Consider the following 20,138-nt stretch of genomic DNA (forward strand, 5'->3'; position numbering starts at 1 on the left):
ATTTTATCAGAAGAGGTCCTTATTTTTATACAAAAATGAATCAAAGCCAGTGAAATTTTACGTGTCGTAAAATTTCACTGGCTTTTTCATTTTAGAGATGGGTTTTGTCCCACCCTCTTTTTAACATTGGGCACATATTAAAAATTCACGAAAAAGGACGTTTATAATAATCCAACCATTTTGAGACCGTGGAGAATTCCGTCTTCCTCCACTGATTTTGTAACATACTTAGCAACCGCCTTGACTTCTTCTTCACCATTCCCCATCGCCACACCATGATGGATCATCGAAAGCATTTCGATATCGTTTAAGCCATCGCCAAAGGCATATTGTCGCTCCTTCGGAATGCCGAGCTTCTCCACGATTTTCTCGATCCCTCTCCATTTGGAACCACCTTTTGGAACAACATCGCAAGAAACGGGGTGCCAGCGAATAAAATCAAAATCTTGAAATACCTCTTCATATTGTTTTTCTTCGCCTTCTGGACAGAATAAAAGGGTTTGGAAAATATCCCGCTCCTCGTAATAGTGAGGATCATGGGCAGGGAAATGGTCAATCTTTAACGATTTTATGCTTTCCTTAATATAAGAATGTTCTGGTACATTGGCCCTCATATCTTCATGATCCATATAGACAACCGGATGGTCATTTACAAGTGCTGTTTCTGTTAATTTTAACAGTGCAGGTATAGAAAGTGGGTTCGTATCCAATACTTCCCCATTCAACACCACATATTGTCCGTTATAGCTTACATACGTATTGATGTCCAATTCCTTTCGCAATTCTTCGTACATGAACGGCGCTCGTCCTGTCGCAATTGCCACTTCGTGTCCTTGCTCCTTCAGGGTAAACACCGCCTCTTTTGTCGATGCCGGCAGTTTCTTATCGTGGTTTAAAAGTGTTCCATCAATATCAAAAAAAATAACGCTTCTTTCCATCATTTTCAATACCAACTTTCTTTGCTGTACTTTCTGTTTATACCCCATTTCCATTATGTTATCCCATTACGTTACAGCTTTGCAATGATAAAAGGTTCGCTCTAGGCGAAAAAGACAAGCAAAACAGTTAAATTTCAATAATGATCGGCAGTACCATCGGTCTTCTTTTTGTTCTGGCGTATAGGAAATCGCTTATTGTTTTTTTAATCGTTTGCTTCACAGTACTCCATTGATTTTTTCCCGATTTCTTTAAATCCTTTAACGTTTTTTCTATCAGTCGCTTCATTTCATTTAATAATTCCTCAGAATCCCTTACATAGACGAAGCCCCTCGTAATCGTATCTGGTCCAGAAAGAAGCTTCTTATCCCCTTTGCTCATCGTTAAAACAATAACGAGCATGCCATCTTCGGATAATTGCTTCCGATCTCTTAAAACAATATCTCCTACATCTCCAACCCCCACTCCGTCTACGTATGTATCTCCAGCATGTATTCTTCTTGTTTGACGAGCGAGTGAATGCTCGATATCGACTACTTCTCCATTTTTTAAAATAAAGGTAGCGCCTTGAGCAACGCCAACTGATTCCGCTAATAATCGGTGTTGATGAAGCATACGATATTCTCCATGAATTGGAATAAAATATTTCGGTTTCATTAACGTAAGCATTAGTTTCAAATCCTCTTGATATCCATGGCCGGATACGTGCATTCCCTTGCCAGAGCCATAAATAACATGTGCCCCTAAAGCAAACAAATTATCCACGATTTTTGATACAGCTTTCTCGTTCCCGGGGATCGGCCCTGCTGCTAAAATAACCGTATCTCCAGCTAATACCTCGACTCCTCTGAAGTTTCCCGTTGATAAGCGCGACAACGCTGCTAATGGCTCCCCTTGGCTGCCTGTGCATAATATAGCTACCTGTTCTGGCGGAAATTCATTTATTTCATTTGGCTCGATGAGCATTCCTTCCGGCACATGCAAGTACCCTCTTTCAATCGCTACCTCAACAACATTGATCATACTCCTCCCAAGTAAAACAAGCTTTCGATTCGTTCGCCTTGCAGCATCAACCACTTGCTGAACACGATTAATATTAGAGGCAAAAGTTGAAAGAATCACCTTTTGCTCCGCCTTAATAAACGCCTCCATCACCTGCTCCCCGACCATTTTCTCTGACGGCGTACCGCCTGATCGTTCAGCATTTGTACTCTCTGAAAGCAACAGCAAGACTCCTTCCGCACCGATCCTTGCCATCTTGTGAATATCTGAATATTGCTCATTAACCGGAGTTAAATCAAATTTAAAATCACCGGTATGAACAATATTACCTTGAGAGGTACGGAATAGAACACCTAAGCAATCGGGAATACTGTGGTTTACTTTAAAAAATTCAACAATGAACTCACCAATGGTTAACTTTGCATCAGAGTCGATCTCGATTAGCTTTGTTTCCCTTAAAAGTTTGTGTTCCTCCAATTTTAATTCAATTAATCCAAGTGTAAAACGGGTTGCGAATACAGGAATATTAATCTTTTTTAAAAGATAGGGAATTCCGCCAATATGATCCTCATGACCGTGCGTCACAATCAGCGCCTTGACGTTATCTTTATTTTCCTCTAAAAAAGCAACATCTGGAATAATCAAATCAATGCCCAATAAACTTTCATCAGGAAATTTATTTCCACAGTCGATCACAATAATGTCATCTGAATATTGTATACAGTACATATTTTTCCCTACTTCATTTAATCCGCCTAAGGCAAAAATTGATAATGTTTCATCCCTGCTGCTCATAAAAAATCCCACCTTTTTAAACGTATAGGGATAGTATTTGAGAATTGTATAGCTTTATATTCTCTGAATTGATCCATTCAGTCATTTTAAAAGATCGATTTTTCCTAAAAAGTGTGGGGAAACAACCGGAAAGAAAATTGTTCTTGCGATGAACATTCTAGAAAGCCTGTCTTTAAACTCATCGCCGTACAAACGTTAAAGAGCCTGTACTTTCGATAAAGACAACCTCTAAATTGAAAAAATCCAACTCCCAATGTTAGTTAAGCTTGCGCAAGGCTAGATTCACTTATGAAATCCAAAACAAAAAGGAACCTGCTTTTAGTGAGGTTCCTCCACTACATTCATTTAGCGATCTATTTCATCCTTCTTCTTATACGCCTACCTTTAAAAGCTTATTGTCCAAAAATTCTTTTGCGCGTGGAATGTCATCCTCATCTAAATGCTCAATAATAATAGGAATATTTGGATGCTTTTTTGCCAACAATTTCAAGTATAAATCGTAGTTTAAAACGCCTAGCCCCACAGCCGGAAGCTCAACATCCCCTGCTCCACGGAAAGTATGGGATTCAACCGCATCGATGGCCGCATGCTTCTCGCTCTTGTCTTCGGCCAATTTAATATCCTTGGCATGTGCGATTTTAATTTTGTCTTCTAACGCATTAAAGATCCGATATAATTCATGATCCACATCATTTATATTTTCTCCGTTAAAGAAATTGGTTGGATCCATTAATAGTCCTAATCCTGGATGATCGACATCTCTGAACAGCCTGAGTACTTGATCGACGCTGCCGATTATATTATTAACGTAGTTTTCAACTAAAAACACCGCGTTATGTTCATGAGCAAACTCTGCTAGATCTCTTATAACGGCAGTGATCTCACGCACGGCCTCTTCCGTACTATTTTTCTCATGATAGACCCAGTCGCTTTCCGTATTGTAAGTGCCTGTTTCACTTATAACGTAAGGTGTACCCAAATCACGGGCAAATTTTAATAACGTTTTAACATAAGCAATATTTTTTTCTCTCTTTTCTAAATCCGGACTGACGAGATTCGTGTAAGCGGAAATAGCAACTATTTGGATATTCGCCTTGCGAAATGCGTCACGAATTTTATGTGCTTTTTCAACTGTAAGCTTTTCAGGTAATGTATAAGGGTCTTCTAAGTCCATATCTTTAAAACTCAAATCCAATTGCACAGAAGTAAAGCCTGCTTCCTTAATCCTCTTTATACTTTCCTCCAATGTATAAGGATAGTATCCATTAAAAATTCCGACTGAAATCATTTTCGTAGACCTCCTTTAAAGTTTCAGAAAATAACACGGTCCTCTCCTCTTCGATGGAAAGATAACAAGCTTCGATCGCTGCCATCGTATGCAAGTTGTCACGGCCGCTTATTTCAGGTTCAGTATCATTCTCCACCGCCCGCAGCAGCTGCGTCATCGTTCCTAAAAAAGCATCCGGAAACCATACTTCATCCCATGTAGGTTCAATCCATTGGTTAGGATGTTTACGAGTCGTAAATTTAATCGTGCTCGGCTCTCTTGCCGGTGAAGCCGGCCATCCAATCGTCCCCCAAGCCATTCCATCCATTCCTTCGACGCGCCATTTTATATACATGTCTTTTTCCGTACCTTCTCCTTGCCAAGCCCAGACATCATCCAAGCTGGTTGCCATCATTTCATTGGCATATTGGAAGGTATACTGGCTTATTCCATCAATATGGGCAAATGTTGTTCTCGGATCGCGTCTTGTGACAGCGGTTACTTTTTCAGGGTCTCCAAAAAGATAGCGAAACACATCAACATGGTGGATTCCCATATTCAAAATCTCAATTCGGTCATACTTTTTCAAAAATTCCTGCCAATGTGGAATCGCTCTCATTTCTATTGTTGCTAATACAATATCACCAAAGTATTGATGATCGAGTAATGTTTTCAACGCTCTCATCGATTGGTCGTAACGCATATTGCTGTTAACACCCAATTTAACCCCTGCCTCTTCACAAAGTCTCACAATTTCAACTGCTTCTTGTAAATTCATAGCAAGCGGTTTTTGACAGAGAATCCCTTCAATATGCTTTTGCTTTACAGCTTCACGAATAATTTCTAACTGAACGTCTGGAGGAACCGCAATATCTAAAATCTCAATATTGTCGTCTGCGATTAACTCTCTCCAAGAATCAAAGACGTGGGGAATGTCGAAATCTTTTGCAGCCATTCTTGCTCCAACCCCATTAAGGGAAGTGATCCCATATGGTTTAAAACCGGCATTTTTGTAAGCAACTAAATGACAATCTCTGACGATCGCTCCTGCTCCAATTGAACCAATGCGGAAATCCTTTCTTTTCGGCAAAACGGCGTGTATATTCAAATCTAAATCAAAGGTTGACATCATAAATCTCCCTTCTTATAAATTCGGAACCTCATTTTCCTTTATTCTCCGTCTTCTCTCCACATATGCTGGCAAAATCTTAATATCTTCCTCTGTAAACCATGCAAAAGGATCTGTGCTTGCAACCAACGCAAAATTTGCCCACGCATTTAATGAGCCTGAACGTATCACCACCTTTGCTTTAGGAGCGATATTTTCGACCAACTCCTCATGCGTTGTTCCCTTAAAAATTGCTCCTGAGCCCGTATAAATATCTTGAATGCTCTTATAAAGCTGCGGATGATGCGTTTTTACCTCACCCGCAAATGCCACCTCATCGACGAAAATTTCCTTTCTAAGCATTTTTAGAATATCTAAAACATCCACTTGCCCAGCGTAATAGCCAAGATCAATACGGTTCGCATCTTTCGGAATCGGAAAGCCTGCATCTGTCACCAAGATGATATCTGTATGCCCACATTCTGCAAGCGCTTTCAAAAGTTTTGGATGTAGAATACGGCTAGGTCTCATCATGAATCCTCCTTTTGCTAATAAACTCTTCAACTTCTGGTCTAGTGTGATAGGATGGTACTGTTTCCCATTTTGTACAACACAAGGCAGCGACAGCATTGGCAAACTGAACAGCATCTCTTAATTCCTGTCCTTCCCCAAGTGCCACTGCAAGAGAAGCGTTAAAACTATCACCTGCCCCATTGCTATCGACAACTTCAATTGGGCAAGCATTTATGGCGGTGCATTTTGTTGACGTATGAATTTCAACACCCGCTCCACCAAGGGTCATAATGACTGTTCCACAGCCTGTTTGTAACAGTTGGAGTGCGACTTCCCGGTGTGACAGTTCCACTTCTGGCAGCTCTCCAATTGTGACCCGGGCCTCAGTTTCATTTGGTGTAATGAAGTCAACAAAACTTAAGTCATAGGATAGTAAATTAATAGCTGGTGCCGGATTAAGGATCGTTGTTTTCCCTAGCTCTTTTGCCTTTTTCAATGCATAAAGAGCCGTTTCAGTCGGAATTTCTAATTGAGCGAGGACAACATCAGCCTCTTCAATCAACTTTAAATGTCGCTCAATATCCCTTTTAGAGAATAATTGATTGGCTCCCATATCCACGACGATGACATTTCTAGCGTTCGTATCTTTAATGATAAATCCTACACCGGTCGGCTTCTCAGTCGTTTTCCTTATCCCCTCAAGCGTTACACCCTCTGATTCCATTAGATCCAGAAACTCAAGACCAAACGAGTCGTTGCCTACCACTCCGATATAAGACACTTCAGCACCTAATCTTGCAGCTTGTACAGCCATATCAGAGCCTTTCCCGCCAAAGGTTTCTCGATAATGATCACCTAGAAGAGTTTCACCGACGAGAGGGATGCGATCCGTCGTCATAACAAGGGCTTTTGCATAGCTTCCAATAATACATATCTTCATTCTATCACCTTCTTTCCGTTAAAGCTGAGTTTGCCATGTTAAGAGACTAGTAACTTAATAGGCATTCAGATCGCCTGCCAGCCCCTCACAAATCTCAGGTCCAGAGCTTGTTCCCACGAGTTCTGCTCCAGCGTCAAACATTGCTTTCATTTTCTCAAGTGTGTTTACTTTTCCAGAAACTTTAACTCGGCATGGTTCCTGAATATTTTCCTTTAAAATTTTGACATCCTCTACTGTTGCTGCGCATCCGCCAATTCCCCAGCCGCTTGATTGTTTAACCCAGTCAATCCCAGCTTCATAAGCAAGCTTTGTAGCTTTTATTTTCTGTTCCTCATTTAAAAAACCAAATTCGAGCATGGCTTTAACTACAACGCCTGAAGCATGAGACACTTCAACAATTTGCCGCATTTCTTCAAAATACTCCTGTTCTAGTCCACCGATTAATAATCCCGGATTTGGAGGAAAATCAAATTCATCTGGTCCAATTTTAATAAGCTCTCGTAATGCTGCAAGCTTCATTTCTAATGTATCGTTCGCCTGTGGAAAATTTAATGTCGTTGCCACCTTGATTCCTGTCCCTTGCAGAAAATCCTTTGCTAAGGATACATAGCAAGGAGCAACCATCGCTGCATTAAAACCATACTGTACACATGTCTCTAAATGCTTAATCATTCCTTCTCGCGTTAAGTTCGGATTTACATTCGTGTATTGTATTGCTTTTGCAACCTGCCTTTTGTCACTAAAGTCAATCATGCAATCCCTCCTCTGTATAATGTTACATGAAACGTTTCATATAATCATCTTATCATGATGATTTTCCTATTTCAATCCTATTTATAAAAAATAACTGCAGTCAAATATATTATTTGACTGCAGCTATTGCGATTACTTATTCTCTTCCATTAAACGATTAATGGTTTGTTCAATGTTTATTAACGCTTGCTCCTCTGATATTTGCCCACGAACTGAAGCGTTAATTTCTTTAGAGATGACATGACTGTATATATAGTTTCGACCCTTATTGTTTATTTTTACATTTGGCAGTATCCTTTTTCTGCTTTTCCGATAACTATCCAAAACCTTATTCTTCCACGGATAAGAATCCTCTAAATCATTGCTCTCATAATAGCTTTTTCTCAAGGTCGATCCACCTAAAAGTGCCAGTGGAATAACAGCGTGATCACTGCTCACCCATGTAAGAAACTTAATGACCTCTTCTATATTGGTACTGTTTTTATTGATTCCCAAGCTCCAGCCTCCCAATACTGGAGTCCCTCCCGGAATATAGCCAACTCCAAGGTTGCCGGCCACCTTCGATTTCGTGTAATCATTTAGTTCATTAGCATAAGAATCATATAAAATCGTCATGGCACTATGACCCTTCTTAAAGTCTTCCACTGCCTCATCCCATGAATACAATTGTTGCGGTGAAGAATATTTGCTGCTATTGACGAAATTCATCAATGCTGTAAGTGATGTACGATTATTGATGAGCACTTTACCATTATCGTCGAATACATCACTTCCGTATGACCATAGTCGATTAAGATAAGAGATGGTCGTATATATATTTTCACCGGATACGCTTGTAATACCATATGTCGTTGGTGATTTGCTATTGTATGCCCTTGTGAAGAACTCTGCAATAATATTGAATTGTGACCATGTCTGTGGAACGGTTAACTCATTTCCATATGTTCTAGCAAACTGCCTTTTTAATGACTCATTTTCAAACAAGTCCTTTTGATAAAATAAAAGCTGTGTTCCAGACATGATCGGAACTGCGTGATATTTCCCATCAACCACACCACACTGCTGTTCAAGTCCAGGAATAAAACCTTGGAAATCAATATTAGACTGATCGAGTGGAGCCAACACATTATGACGCACAAGCTCATCGATCCATGTAATATCCAGCATCACCCCGTCATATAAACTGCTGGAGCTGTCAGAGATACTATGTACACAATGCTCCAACTCGTCGTACTTATATAAATCAAATTCTATATTCGTTCCTGTTTGCTGTGCATATACTTCTGCAAGCATTGTTAAACTAATAGAAGTGGGACTTTCGTATAAAGCAAACTTAAGGTTTGCCGTTGAGCAATTCCGTTCCACACCGTGCAAGACCGTTCGCGTTTCTTTATATTCAGCATGAATTCTTTCTACAACAGCTTCATGTGTTTTAGGATTTTCAATCGCATCGAGCGTTTTTTCAATCACACGTTCAGCAATTTTTTTTTGAGAGAAAGAGATTTGGACCGGAAATGCCGCCTCATCCTCTATCCAGTTGCCTTCCTTCAATACCGCAACCTCAATATCTTCTATTTTCAAAAGCTTAATCGCTTTTTCTACTCCTTCAGCAATGAGATAATTACCTGAAATGACTGCATCAATTTCAGGATGTAGGAAGAAAAGCTCATAGGCAGCTTTAAATCCGCGTTCTTTACTGTAATCCGAGATTTTTAGCAGCCCTTTTACACCGTAGCGCTTATTGTATATTTCGATCACTTCTTCATTTTGATAAAAAGATTCATCAATGATCAGTGCGACATTTGTCCTCCCCTTCCGCTCATAATAATCTAAAATCTGTTCAAAAGCGCGGGAATAGTCCAAAATAATCGCATCACCCGTTATGGTACTTGCTTCGCTGTATGACACCATCACGATGGGTGTACCTTCTTTTTCCGTTATTACTTCCTTCTTCCTTTTTAATGAAGAAAATAAAATGATACCATCGACCCTTTTTTCAAGGCATTTTTCAATTGCCTTTTTCTCAAGCAGCTTGTTATTTTGTGAAAAAAACAAAAGAATGCTATATCCTTTTTCACTTAACTTAGATTGGATATGAGAGAGCAGTGAGGCATTTTCTGGATTCGTAGAATTCGGCAATACGAAGCCAATCAAACCACTCTTTTCACTTTTAAGACTCCTAGCATTTGCATCAGGACGATAACCCAATTCTTTCATGGCATGTTCAACTCGATCTATAAGCTCAATATTATTTGTTTTACCGTTCAAAACATTCGAAACGGTCCCAATTGAAACTCCTGCCATTTTTGCCACTTCTTTAATTGTAGTCAACGTAATTCCACCTCGTTAAACGTTTCATCTATGATAAATAGTAGCATATCATAAAAATGCAAATTCTGTAATTAACAGTCTTATTTGGAAAACTTCTCTCCCTTTCCCTGTTAAAGCTTCTGCAAAAATACAACCTTCAAATAATCGCCTTCTTTAAATTCTTTTATTGTCTTAAAATCGGCAGGTAGTCTGAACTCTTCAAGAACTTGATACTTGGAATCAGCTTGCTTGAATGCCTTTTCGATGAAACCTTTAAATTTGTCCATGCCAAATGTACTGCAATTAGTAGAAGCTACTATCACGCCTCCCTGTTCAGTGACATCAATTGCTTTTGCTAATAGATCTGGATAATCTTTTCCTGCACTGAATGTATTTTTTTTCGAACGAGCATAGCTTGGCGGATCGAGGATTACTAAATCAAATGAAAGGTTTTTTCGACCAGCATATTTGAAATAATTGAACACATCCTCGACAATGATATCCTCTGCTTCAAAGTCGATGCCGTTCACACTAAATTGCTCAATCGTTTTGCTTTTGCTGCGATTCGCAACATCAACGCTCGTTGTTTTCATGGCGCCGCCTAATGAAGCCGCAACTGAAAAGGCACCCGTATACGAAAACGTATTTAATACCGTCTTCCCTTTCGCATAATTATCGCGTATCGTTTTCCTTACCTCGCGCTGATCTAAGAAGATTCCTACCATTGCACTCTCATTTAAATAAATGGCAAAGTTGATGCCATTTTCTTTTACAAGAAGCGGTACGGGCGCACTTTCTCCGATAAGAAAATCATCATCTTCCATATAAGTCCCTTGCAGATCGAATCGTTTCTTTTCATATATTCCTTTATAATCAACAATGCTGTTCAGGGCCTCAATGAACAAATCCTTAAAATGATAAATCCCTTCGCTGTACCACTGAATAAGAAGATAACCATCGAAGTATTCAATCGCAACACCTCCAATTCCATCCCCTTCACCGTTAAACAAACGGAATGCCGTTGTTCCAGGATCACTAAAGAAAGACTGTCGCAGTTCAAATGCTCTTTTTAATTTCTTCTCAAAAAAGCGCACATCAATTTGTTCTTCCTGCCTCCGACTTAAAATCCAACCGATGCCCTTATTTTGCTTCCCATAATAACCTTTTGCTAGAAATAGATCGCTATCATCGGTTAGTTCAAGAATCGTCCCTTCCGCACCTAATTGTTGTAAATTTTCAACAGCTTCCTTTTTGAGAAGCGGAAACCCTGCTTTTATACTTTTCACATACGCTGATTTTACTTTTACTTTTACTGTTTGCTTCATAAAAACCGCCCTGTTCATTTGATTTTGCCTCTATAAGCAATGGTTTTTTTAAACAATTTTTGGCCCATCTCTTGTGAAACCAAGGTTTCACAAGCCTTTCAGTATGCTGAAAGAGAGAAAATGAGAATCAACACCGACATATAAATAAAGCCTAAAAAAAGAAGCCTCATCCATTTATAGAATGGGCTTCTTCCAGCTTTTCTAATACCTCTTATTATACCTTTGTTTTCAAGCTCATACCATTTTTCAATGACCAATTGTCCATTTGAGCTTTTCGTTGCTGAAGAAACTTTTTTTATCGTTATACTTCGGTCACCCATAGCTCTAACCTCGGCTTATGCCAAAGGCTTTGTTTTCAGTTCAGGTTTTAATATCCCTGCATTCATTGTTATACTGTAGCATAAAATTTTGTCACACGCATTCTTCTCGTAATTATATTTCAAGTAGCCAATGCAAAAGTAATTTCTATTCTGAAATAAAATTTCAGTATTATATATTAAGTATTGAAATTTTATTTCTAAGGAGTTATACTGAATCTGGATAACCTATCATACAACAAGTCATAAGCATGGAGGCATAGTATGCAGCACAATTTGAAAACGCTAACAACAGAATCTCGCAATGAACGTTCAATGGCGATTGACACTGCACAACCACTTGATATTCTCAAACTTATGAATGAGGAAGATCAAAAAATTGCCGAGGCAGTTGCACAAGAGCTTCCTCATATTGAAATGGCAGTGAAATACACATTGGAATCATTCAAACAAGGAGGGAGACTCATTTATATCGGTGCTGGAACAAGCGGGAGATTAGGGGTTCTTGATGCGGTGGAGTGTCCTCCGACTTTCAGCACCGATCCCAATATGGTTCAAGGGATTATTGCAGGCGGTGAACAAGCATTTATTAAAGCTGTTGAAGGCGCCGAGGACAAACCGGAAGCGGGTGAAGCCGACTTAAAGAAAATCAATCTTTCACCTCAGGATACGGTTATTGGGATTGCTGCAAGCGGACGTACCCCTTACGTTATTGGTGCTCTTCAATATGCGAAGAGTATTCAAGCAAAAACAGTCGCTCTCTCTTGCAACCGCAATGCTCTCATTAGCAAAGAGGCCGACCAAGCGATCGAAGTCGTAGTTGGACCTGAAGTATTAACCGGTTCGACAAGATTAAAGGCAGCAACTGCACATAAAATGGTTCTGAATATGATTTCGACAAGCTCGATGATATTGCTTGGGAAAGCCTATGAAAATTTAATGGTTGATGTTCATGTAAGCAATGAAAAATTAAAGGAACGCGCCCTGAACATTATCATCAAAATTACTGGTGTTACCTATGAAAAGGCAGTGAAAGCACTCGAGGCAGCAGATCTTCAAGTGAAAACAGCGATTGTCATGATACAGAACGATGTCACAAAGGACAAAGCGCTCCAAATGTTGGATGAAGCCGATGGATATGTTCGCAGAGCGATCAAAAAGGAATAAATGAATTTTAAAAGGTGGTAATCAACGGTGATTTCAGGTGGATTAAAAATTATAGAAAATATGCTTATGCAGCTTCCAGAATCGGAAAGAAAAATTGCCCAGTATATCTTGGATGCTCCACATGAAGTTGTAAACTGCACAGTGAGTGAGTTAGCAGCCGTTACATCGTCGAGCGGCGCCGCTGTTATTCGCCTTTGCAAGTCATTAGGTTTCAAAGGTTTTCAGGATTTAAAGGTTCGAGTCATTAGCGATTTAGGAAAGCCGGTTGAACAGGGATATACAGATATAAAAAAGGATGAGACGAAAGAGAATATCGTTCAAAAAACATTAAGTAACAGCATTCAAAGCTTACGTGATTCTGCTGAGGTTATCCAGTATGAGGAACTTGAAATGGCAGTTCAAACTCTATTAGCAGCCAAAAATATTCATTTATTCGGAATTGGTGCTTCACAAATAATCGCAACGGATGTTCAGCAAAAGCTCTTGCGCATTAATAAGCATGCCACCGCCTTCTCAGATACACATCTGGTTGCTACTTTAATTGCAAATGCTGAAAAGGATGATGTCTTATTTGGAATCTCTTTCTCTGGAGAAACACCTGAAGTCATTAATGTGATGGCGTTAGCAAAGGAAAAAGGCATGAAAACGATCAGTTTAACAAAATATGGACATTCTTCTGTAGCAGAATTAGCCGATATGAAGCTGTTTACTTCCCATTCTACAGAAGCTCCATTTCGAAGTGCTGCCACTTCCTCCCGATTGGCACAACTATTTATGATCGATGTCTTGTTTTTATGCATGGCAACAGAAACATATGAGGAAACCGTTGATTATATTGAAAAAACAAGAAGCGCCATCAAATTTTTAAAAGAGCAATCAACTGGAAAGTGAGCACCAAGTTATTTTTAGAGAAAAAGCTCGTCAAGTGATTTCACTATTACCACTTGAGAAAAGAGCTTTATTACAATGATAGGGGGAGCAAAAATGGCTGAAAATAAAATTTTAGCTGAAAAAATATTAAAGCAATTAGGCGGCGCCAAGAATATTGAGTCTTATACACACTGCATGACTCGGCTTCGGGTGACCCCAGTAGACGAATCTCTCGTCAATAAAGAAGAGATCAAGAAAATTGATGGTGTCATCGGATTTGTCGAAGAAGAAACGTTGCAAATCATTCTTGGACCGGGAAAAGTCAATAAAGTAACGGAGGAGTTTGGTAAATTAATAGAGCAATCAGGAGAAATCAATTTAAAAGAACGGGCAGCTTCAGTGAAATCAGAATTAAAAACGAAAAACGCTACTCCTTTTAAATTATTTTTAAGAAAAATTGCCAGCATCTTTATTCCATTAATTCCTGCTTTAGTAGCCTCAGGGTTAATTACAGGGATTTCAAAAGCGGTTATTCAAGCTGGATGGCTCTCAGCGGAATCACAGCTTGCCATGATTTTAACTGTTATTGGCGGCGGGCTATTTACGTATCTCGGTATTTTAGTGGGGATTAACGCAGCGAAGGAATTTGGAGGTTCACCAGCTCTCGGTGGTCTGGCAGGGATCCTTATTATCAATCCTGCCTCCGCTTCGATCGTTCTATTTGGAGAAGAGCTCGTTCCAGGACGGGGTGGACTTATCGGTGTCTTACTTGCTGCCATCTTTATCGCCATTGTAGAAAAAAGAGTTCGCAAATTTGTCCCACAGTCACTGGATATTATAGTTACACCTACTATCGCATTATTGGTTACTGGAATTGTCACATATTTAGTTTTTATGCCAGTAGGTGGCTTCATATCAGACGTGATTACAAAAGGATTATTAGCTGTGTTAGATATGGGTGGAATTATAGCCGGGTTTGTTCTTGGGTCGACCTTCCTTCCGCTCGTTGTAACAGGACTGCATCAAGGCTTAACGCCAGTGCACTTAGAATTAATTAATACGATTGGCGACGATCCATTGCTACCAATTTTGGCAATGGGCGGTGCAGGTCAAGTTGGGGCGGCTTTTGCCATTTACTTTAAAACAAAGAAACCACGCTTAAAAAGAGCGATTGGCGGGGGACTTCCATCTGGTATTTTAGGAATTGGTGAACCACTTATCTTTGGGGTAACGTTACCTCTTGGAAGACCATTTATCACTGCTTGTTTAGGTGCTGGTATTGGTGGAGCGTTCCAGGCATACTTTAATATCGCTACAATTGCAGTCGGAGTGTCTGGTTTACCGCTCTCATTCCTTGTTCACACCCATCAAATTGTTCTTTATTTAGTAGGTGTACTCATCGCTTATGCTGCTGGTTTCATCTTTACTTACCTATTTGGGTTTAAGGATGAAATGGCAGGTGAATACGATTGATTGGAATCTCCTTTTATTTAAATGATCGAGCTGCCGAAGAACGAATTATATTAGCTGGAAAGACAGGTGTGAAGCGGGCATTTACCTCGCTTCACCTCCCCGAGGAGAAGGGTGAATTAGCTGAGCGCGCCAAAAAGCTGTTACATTTAGCGAGTGAGAACGGAATTGAGGTTTTTGCTGATGTATCCTATAACACCCCGTCTCATCTGGGCATTAATGACCTTTTTCAGCTTAAGGATTTAGGTGTAACAGGACTTCGCTTAGATGATTTTTTTGACAATGAGCTGATTTTAGCCCTTTCTGCTGAATTTAAAATTGCCATTAATGCGAGTATTTTATTTGAAGATGATATTCTCACTCTCACCTCTAAAGGGTTAAAAACAGATAGTCTTATTGGCTGGCACAATTTTTATCCTCGGAAAGAGACCGGGTTAAGCATGGAGTTCTTTCGCCAGCAAAATGCATTGTTTAAACGTTACAATATACCAATAAGTGCCTATATCCCAGGATCTGGCGAGAAAAGAGGGCCGTTGTTCGATGGCTTGCCAACTTTAGAAGAGCATCGCACGCAAGAGCCTCTCCTATCTGCACTCCAGCTTTTTCACGAAGGAGTGGAAGATGTCTATATCGGTGACCCCGACCCAGGTGAACAATTGCTAGCAAAATTACTGTTATTTTCTGAGGAAAAAACAATCATCGTTCGTACAGAAGCCGATTTTCTGCATCAAGGCACCTATAAATTACGCCCTGATCTTTCCAGAGACGTGCTGCGCTTTATGGACACACGCTCAAAAACAGCAATCGCCCCTGCCAGGACGGAGATTCGCCCCGTAGGAACGATTACAATGGACAATCATCTCTACGGCCGCTATCAAGGTGAAATTCAAATTGCATTACGCGATTTGCCTGCTGATCAAAGGGTGAATGTCCTCGGTAAGGTGTTGAACGATGATCTTCCATTGCTAGCCTACCTTCCTCCGGGAGCATCTGTCCAACTTGTTTAATCTAGTTGGGGACGCTTTGCTTTTGGGCTGAAGACCGATATCCTTTCATCATCAATATTTTTACACACAAATATTTGAGGGTATCACCTTATTATGCGGTGATACCCTCTTTAAAATTATTCTCCAGTATATACCAACAATGCAACACATTCTACATGAACCGTGTGCGGGAATAAATCGACTGGCTGTACTTTCTCCAATCTATATCCGAACGGCTCGAGCTCTTTAATATCTGTAGCAAATGTATCAGGGTTACAGGATACATAAACAATGCGCTCGGGTTTAGAACGTCCGATTCTTCTCATCACTTTTCCACCGGCTCCTGAACGGGGCGGGTCTAATAATAATAATTCAGGCTTACCGAAATTCGCTAATACCTCGTCAATGCCTTTACGAGCATCTTTTGCTAGAAAATACGTGTTCGTTAATCCATTATCCAAGGCATTTCGTTGCGCCGATTCAATCGAGCTTTCAACAATCTCAATACCGGCAAGCTTTTCCACTCTACTTGCAAACGGAAGTGAAAATGTTCCAACCCCACAGAATAAATCAATCATTTTTTCGGTTTGCTTCGGTTCACCCATCGCAACTGCCAGTTCAACCAACTTTTGTGCTTGTGTCGGGTTCGTTTGGAAAAATGTATCGAACCATAGACGGAAGCGGTATCCGTCCATTTCATCATAAATAAAGTCTCTCCCTGCAAGGATATGGCTTTTTTCAGATTGGGTACGGTCCGCCCAATCGGTATTCTCAAGCCACATTAAACTTTTCACTTGGGGAAACTTTGCTGTAATTCGTTTAACCAAATCGCTCGTTGCTCCATCAAGTTGTCCAGTTGGAGCCTCAGTTGCAAATAAAGCAAGCATCATTTCACCTGTTACGAATGACTGTCTCACCATAAGATGGCGTAATAAGCCTTCGTGCAGGTCTTTATTATATCCTCTTAACTTCTGATCTTTTGCCCATTTGGCAACCTCCATCGCAGCCTCAACCATTTCTTTCCCTGCGATAAGACATGTTTCCAAAGAAATAATTTTTCGGAAATTTCCTTGTTCATGCAACCCTAACTCACCTTCAGGCGAAAACGTAAACTCCATTTTATTGCGATAATGCCAAGGCTCATCCATTCCAATCGTATCTGCGACAAGCTCTGGATTAAAACCTTGCGCTTCGATCGCCTCTTTCACATGGGAAGTCTTTTGCTGCAATTGTCCACGATATTGCCAATGCTGCCAAACACATCCTCCACATCGTTCAAAATGAGGACAAGGTGGAGCAATGCGCTCTGAGTGCGTCTCTAAAATTTCTTCAGCAATCGCCCTTCTTCTTCGACGTTCTGGCTTGTCAACAATAACACGAACTTTTTCTCCAGGGAGTACTTGCGGAATCGTTAGCCTTAACTTTTTCTGATTTCCGTGCTCATTCTCACGCCAAACACTAGCTCGTCCCGCGCCTTTATCGTCCAAACTTTTTATCTCAACAATCATTTCTTCATTCGTAACGGTCATAATTAATTCCTCTCCATTAAATCTTTTACTCCAATTAGTATAAAGGACTAATGGACTTTTGGGAATGATACATCCTTAGTAGATATTACAAGCCTTGACATAAAACACCTAATCTTTCGTTTCCGCTAAGAAAAATTGTTTAAAGTTCGTTTTCATCTCGGGATTTTTGCCTCAGTATCTGTATCCTATATCTTAAACAAAAAATTAACTTTGTTATACCGATTTGTTGATAAAAAAGATTTTCGGCACATTTCGTGTAAAAGTTTGGTTTTGCACAATATAACTGATTACTTATGAACAGTTCATTTCTCAGACTCCCACTCATTTTATTGAGTATTTTGCGAACGCAAAACTGCACCTCCAGATGTTGGTGCTCCCTAACATTTAAAGGTGCAGTATTTTATCCATTATTAATTCAACGCATTTGAAACGAACTCAAACATAAAGCTGCTCATCTTTGGACCGCCATTTCTCACCGGATTACCATTTCGATCAGAAAAACCGCTGCTATGTACACCAATGACTTGATTGCTTGTATTTAACATAGCAGAGCCCGACTGTCCTGGTGCTGTATCAATTGTATAATAAGCAACTTGACTATCCTCACTTGCAACATTTCCACGCATCCCATATTGATTTATGGCTCCATCTCTTCTGATCAAATCACCTGGATAACCATAGATCCCGATGTTCTGATTGAGGATATTGGTTACCTGTCTAATTCCTGCAAATCCAGCACGCTCTCCTGCATGGCGGCCATTAGATGGACTCAGTACAAGAACTGCATAATCTTGAGATATTGCTCCAGTATTAATCCAATGGGAAGTAACATAATAATCGATCGCATTATATGCTCCAAATAAAGCTGTGCTACCACTTACACCCGGATAAACTGTAGCACTCACTATTCCTCTTTGCGTAGTAGGATTCACAACACAATGCCCATTTGTTAAAACTCTATCGATACCAATTAATGTCCCTGTACAAGATCCGCGGCTACCATCTGCCCACTCCAAGGAAATATAAGTAATGGCACTATATGGGAATACTGTTGTATTTTCTACTCTAGTTCTTCCATCTGGACCGATGACAACAAATGGTGCGACTTCATTTGTGGTCACATCTTTTACTAAAGATTGTGTAGTCTCTAAAAAGCCTTTATTTAGCAAATCACCAACAAAAATAGGATTAAGCTCTCCTGTGCCTTGAAAACTTTTTGTTTCATTGATAAACGTTAAGTTCTTATTGCTGTAATCCTCATATTTTGTTACCTCTCCCTTTGAATTAACTCTATCCAAGGGATGTGAAGATTCCTTTGCATCAAAATGAAAGTCTCCTAGTGTATTGTCCGCCAAAGCATTGATTGGAACGAATAAAAAAGTAAACAAAAAAATTGTTAGAAAAATACTCTTTTTCAAAATATTACCTCCTCTCAAAATATGATTATATTATAACGAATTTTCAGAAAACAAACAATTACAAAATTAGTAAAGAAGTGCAAATTTATTTGTTTTTATCAATTTTCCTTATTTGCATTAATTTAATTTGTGCCGGGTACGATTCAAGGACTTCTTCATACCAAATAGCGACCTGATCACCACTTTTAATTCCTGTCCCTAAAAGTTTCATTCCATCATCTAGTAATATCGCTATTTCCTCAAACTTTTTTGAAAACATAGTAACATCTTCATCAGAAAAATTTTCCAAGTCAGAAGCTGTAATATTTTCTCCTTTAACGAAATATTTCGTACCATTGTGAAAAACAACATAGCCTACATCAGTTGGCTCTTGCCCTTTTATGGAAAAACGACTGCTAATTTCGCTAAAAACCCATATGCCAAAAAGCAAGAACAACAAGCCCCCAAATACAACCTTCTTTGATGTCAAAATTTTTTTCACAATCCACACCACCTGGAAAGTCATATTTTATTATATTACTATCTTCGCTACAATCATTGTGATCTCCTGTGTTATTTTATAGTTCCTTTGGTGTGAAGTTTATGTAGGGTTCGACAGTCATTTCCATTTCGTCTTTAGGTAGACCGTCACGATTTCAATCCATATCTCTATGATTAGTACCCAACTGTACAGTATTTCAATCCACGCACCTATATAAGGTGCGACAGCGATTTTTAAACAAAAAAAGTAAAATTACACTTTTTTATGTTGTAAAAATGCTATTTTTGTTGTTTTCCAACAAATATTTGTAAAAAAATACTTGAAAAAGAAGATTACGGCCTTATTTTTAGGTGCGAATCCCCTAGGGAAATCATGTGCGCTTCACATTCGTACTAAAGGAATTATTGTGAATTACAAGTCGCATAGCATTCAAACACCTCTGCATTATTATACTCATTAATTGTTTATGTACTAACTTCATAATTTCATCCAAATATTAATTATAGCAAAGTTTTAAACCGTTCAGATAAATACAAATATAAAGAGTACAATTATAAAAAAGTAATTAATAGTACCACCACAGCAACCACCTCAATCGAAATACACTTCAAACGCTCATAGCAAAAAATATACGCGGTTCAGGACTTTTCAAGTTTTGTTAAACCTAATTGAAGACATTTTCATCCGAATCAATAATAAAAGCAGTATCCTCAATTAAATTTTTCGGAATAATTAAGTCAATAAATTGCTTCAAAAACCCTCACGGCGTTACGGTGATGCTATGGGGATACTTGTTTGATTGTTTTCAGACATATAAATCAATTAATTGTAGTCCTTCCAAAGGATCTATGACTCTGTTTAACGGGGTTCATTATTGACACACTCGAACAAAATCAAAGGACTAGTATTACAATTTAATGGAAGAAAAAATCTCAATGCATGTACTCATAT

Annotated in this window: 16 protein-coding genes; 4 read left to right on the top strand and 12 right to left on the bottom strand. The window is 39.3% G+C overall.

Annotated features, from left to right (window positions below; all coding sequences use genetic code 11):
- Window positions 1-161: 161 nt before the first annotated feature.
- From FCJ93_RS02985 to FCJ93_RS03025, 9 genes are all read right to left on the bottom strand, one after another.
- Window positions 162-941, bottom strand: a complete 780-nt coding sequence (locus FCJ93_RS02985; protein ID WP_095309572.1) for a Cof-type HAD-IIB family hydrolase — start codon at window positions 939-941, stop codon at window positions 162-164.
- A 124-nt stretch (window positions 942-1,065) separates the two neighbouring features.
- A complete protein-coding gene (locus FCJ93_RS02990) occupies window positions 1,066-2,733 on the bottom strand; it encodes a ribonuclease J (RefSeq protein ID WP_095309540.1) in 1,668 nt (555 codons plus the stop codon).
- Window positions 2,734-3,103: 370 nt separating this feature from the next.
- On the bottom strand, window positions 3,104-4,021 hold the full coding sequence (locus tag FCJ93_RS02995) for a sugar phosphate isomerase/epimerase family protein (RefSeq protein ID WP_095309542.1): 918 nt from the start codon (window positions 4,019-4,021) through the stop codon (window positions 3,104-3,106).
- On the bottom strand, window positions 3,999-5,129 hold the full coding sequence (locus tag FCJ93_RS03000; protein ID WP_137742885.1) for a Gfo/Idh/MocA family protein: 1,131 nt from the start codon (window positions 5,127-5,129) through the stop codon (window positions 3,999-4,001). The genes FCJ93_RS02995 and FCJ93_RS03000 overlap by 23 nt, the downstream gene beginning before the upstream one ends.
- 15 nt (window positions 5,130-5,144) lie before the next feature.
- Entirely contained in the window at window positions 5,145-5,639 is a 495-nt protein-coding gene (locus FCJ93_RS03005) for an RbsD/FucU domain-containing protein (protein WP_137742886.1), read from the bottom strand.
- Window positions 5,629-6,561 (bottom strand): ribokinase, encoded by a 933-nt coding sequence (locus FCJ93_RS03010; protein ID WP_137742887.1) that lies wholly within the window; start codon window positions 6,559-6,561, stop codon window positions 5,629-5,631. The genes FCJ93_RS03005 and FCJ93_RS03010 overlap by 11 nt, the downstream gene beginning before the upstream one ends.
- A gap of 54 nt (window positions 6,562-6,615) precedes the next feature.
- Window positions 6,616-7,314 carry a deoxyribose-phosphate aldolase gene (deoC, locus tag FCJ93_RS03015; protein WP_095309550.1) on the bottom strand — a complete coding sequence of 233 codons (699 nt, stop codon included), beginning with the start codon at window positions 7,312-7,314 and terminating at the stop codon, window positions 6,616-6,618.
- Between the two features lie 132 nt (window positions 7,315-7,446).
- On the bottom strand, window positions 7,447-9,645 hold the full coding sequence (locus FCJ93_RS03020; RefSeq protein WP_137742888.1) for an extracellular solute-binding protein: 2,199 nt from the start codon (window positions 9,643-9,645) through the stop codon (window positions 7,447-7,449).
- Between the two features lie 110 nt (window positions 9,646-9,755).
- A complete protein-coding gene (locus tag FCJ93_RS03025; RefSeq protein WP_137742889.1) occupies window positions 9,756-10,949 on the bottom strand; it encodes a class I SAM-dependent rRNA methyltransferase in 1,194 nt (397 codons plus the stop codon).
- Between the two features lie 581 nt (window positions 10,950-11,530).
- On the opposite strand from FCJ93_RS03025, the gene murQ reads away from it, so the two are divergent.
- The 4 genes from murQ to FCJ93_RS03045 all read left to right on the top strand — a co-directional run bounded on the left by murQ (window position 11,531) and on the right by FCJ93_RS03045 (window position 15,780).
- Entirely contained in the window at window positions 11,531-12,433 is a 903-nt protein-coding gene (gene murQ / locus FCJ93_RS03030) for an N-acetylmuramic acid 6-phosphate etherase (protein ID WP_095309556.1), read from the top strand.
- Window positions 12,434-12,460: 27 nt separating this feature from the next.
- Complete coding sequence (locus tag FCJ93_RS03035; RefSeq protein ID WP_095309558.1) at window positions 12,461-13,324, top strand: MurR/RpiR family transcriptional regulator; 864 nt, start codon at window positions 12,461-12,463, stop codon at window positions 13,322-13,324.
- A 93-nt stretch (window positions 13,325-13,417) separates the two neighbouring features.
- Window positions 13,418-14,776 (top strand): PTS transporter subunit EIIC, encoded by a 1,359-nt coding sequence (locus FCJ93_RS03040; RefSeq protein WP_095309560.1) that lies wholly within the window; start codon window positions 13,418-13,420, stop codon window positions 14,774-14,776.
- Entirely contained in the window at window positions 14,773-15,780 is a 1,008-nt protein-coding gene (locus FCJ93_RS03045; protein WP_137742890.1) for a MupG family TIM beta-alpha barrel fold protein, read from the top strand. Before FCJ93_RS03040 ends, FCJ93_RS03045 begins: the two co-directional genes overlap by 4 nt.
- A gap of 116 nt (window positions 15,781-15,896) precedes the next feature.
- Here the strand turns inward: FCJ93_RS03045 and rlmD are convergent, their stop codons facing one another.
- From rlmD to FCJ93_RS03060, 3 genes are all read right to left on the bottom strand, one after another.
- Window positions 15,897-17,288, bottom strand: coding sequence for a 23S rRNA (uracil(1939)-C(5))-methyltransferase RlmD (gene rlmD / locus FCJ93_RS03050; protein ID WP_095309564.1), 1,392 nt, complete (start codon window positions 17,286-17,288; stop codon window positions 15,897-15,899).
- A 410-nt stretch (window positions 17,289-17,698) separates the two neighbouring features.
- Entirely contained in the window at window positions 17,699-18,706 is a 1,008-nt protein-coding gene (locus tag FCJ93_RS03055; protein ID WP_170211195.1) for a trypsin-like serine peptidase, read from the bottom strand.
- Window positions 18,707-18,791: 85 nt separating this feature from the next.
- Window positions 18,792-19,187 carry a DUF3221 domain-containing protein gene (locus FCJ93_RS03060; protein ID WP_170211196.1) on the bottom strand — a complete coding sequence of 132 codons (396 nt, stop codon included), beginning with the start codon at window positions 19,185-19,187 and terminating at the stop codon, window positions 18,792-18,794.
- Window positions 19,188-20,138 lie beyond the last annotated feature (951 nt).

It is taken from the genome of Robertmurraya siralis (assembly GCF_005502275.1).
GTDB classification, from domain to species: Bacteria; Bacillota; Bacilli; order Bacillales; family Cytobacillaceae; genus Robertmurraya; species Robertmurraya siralis.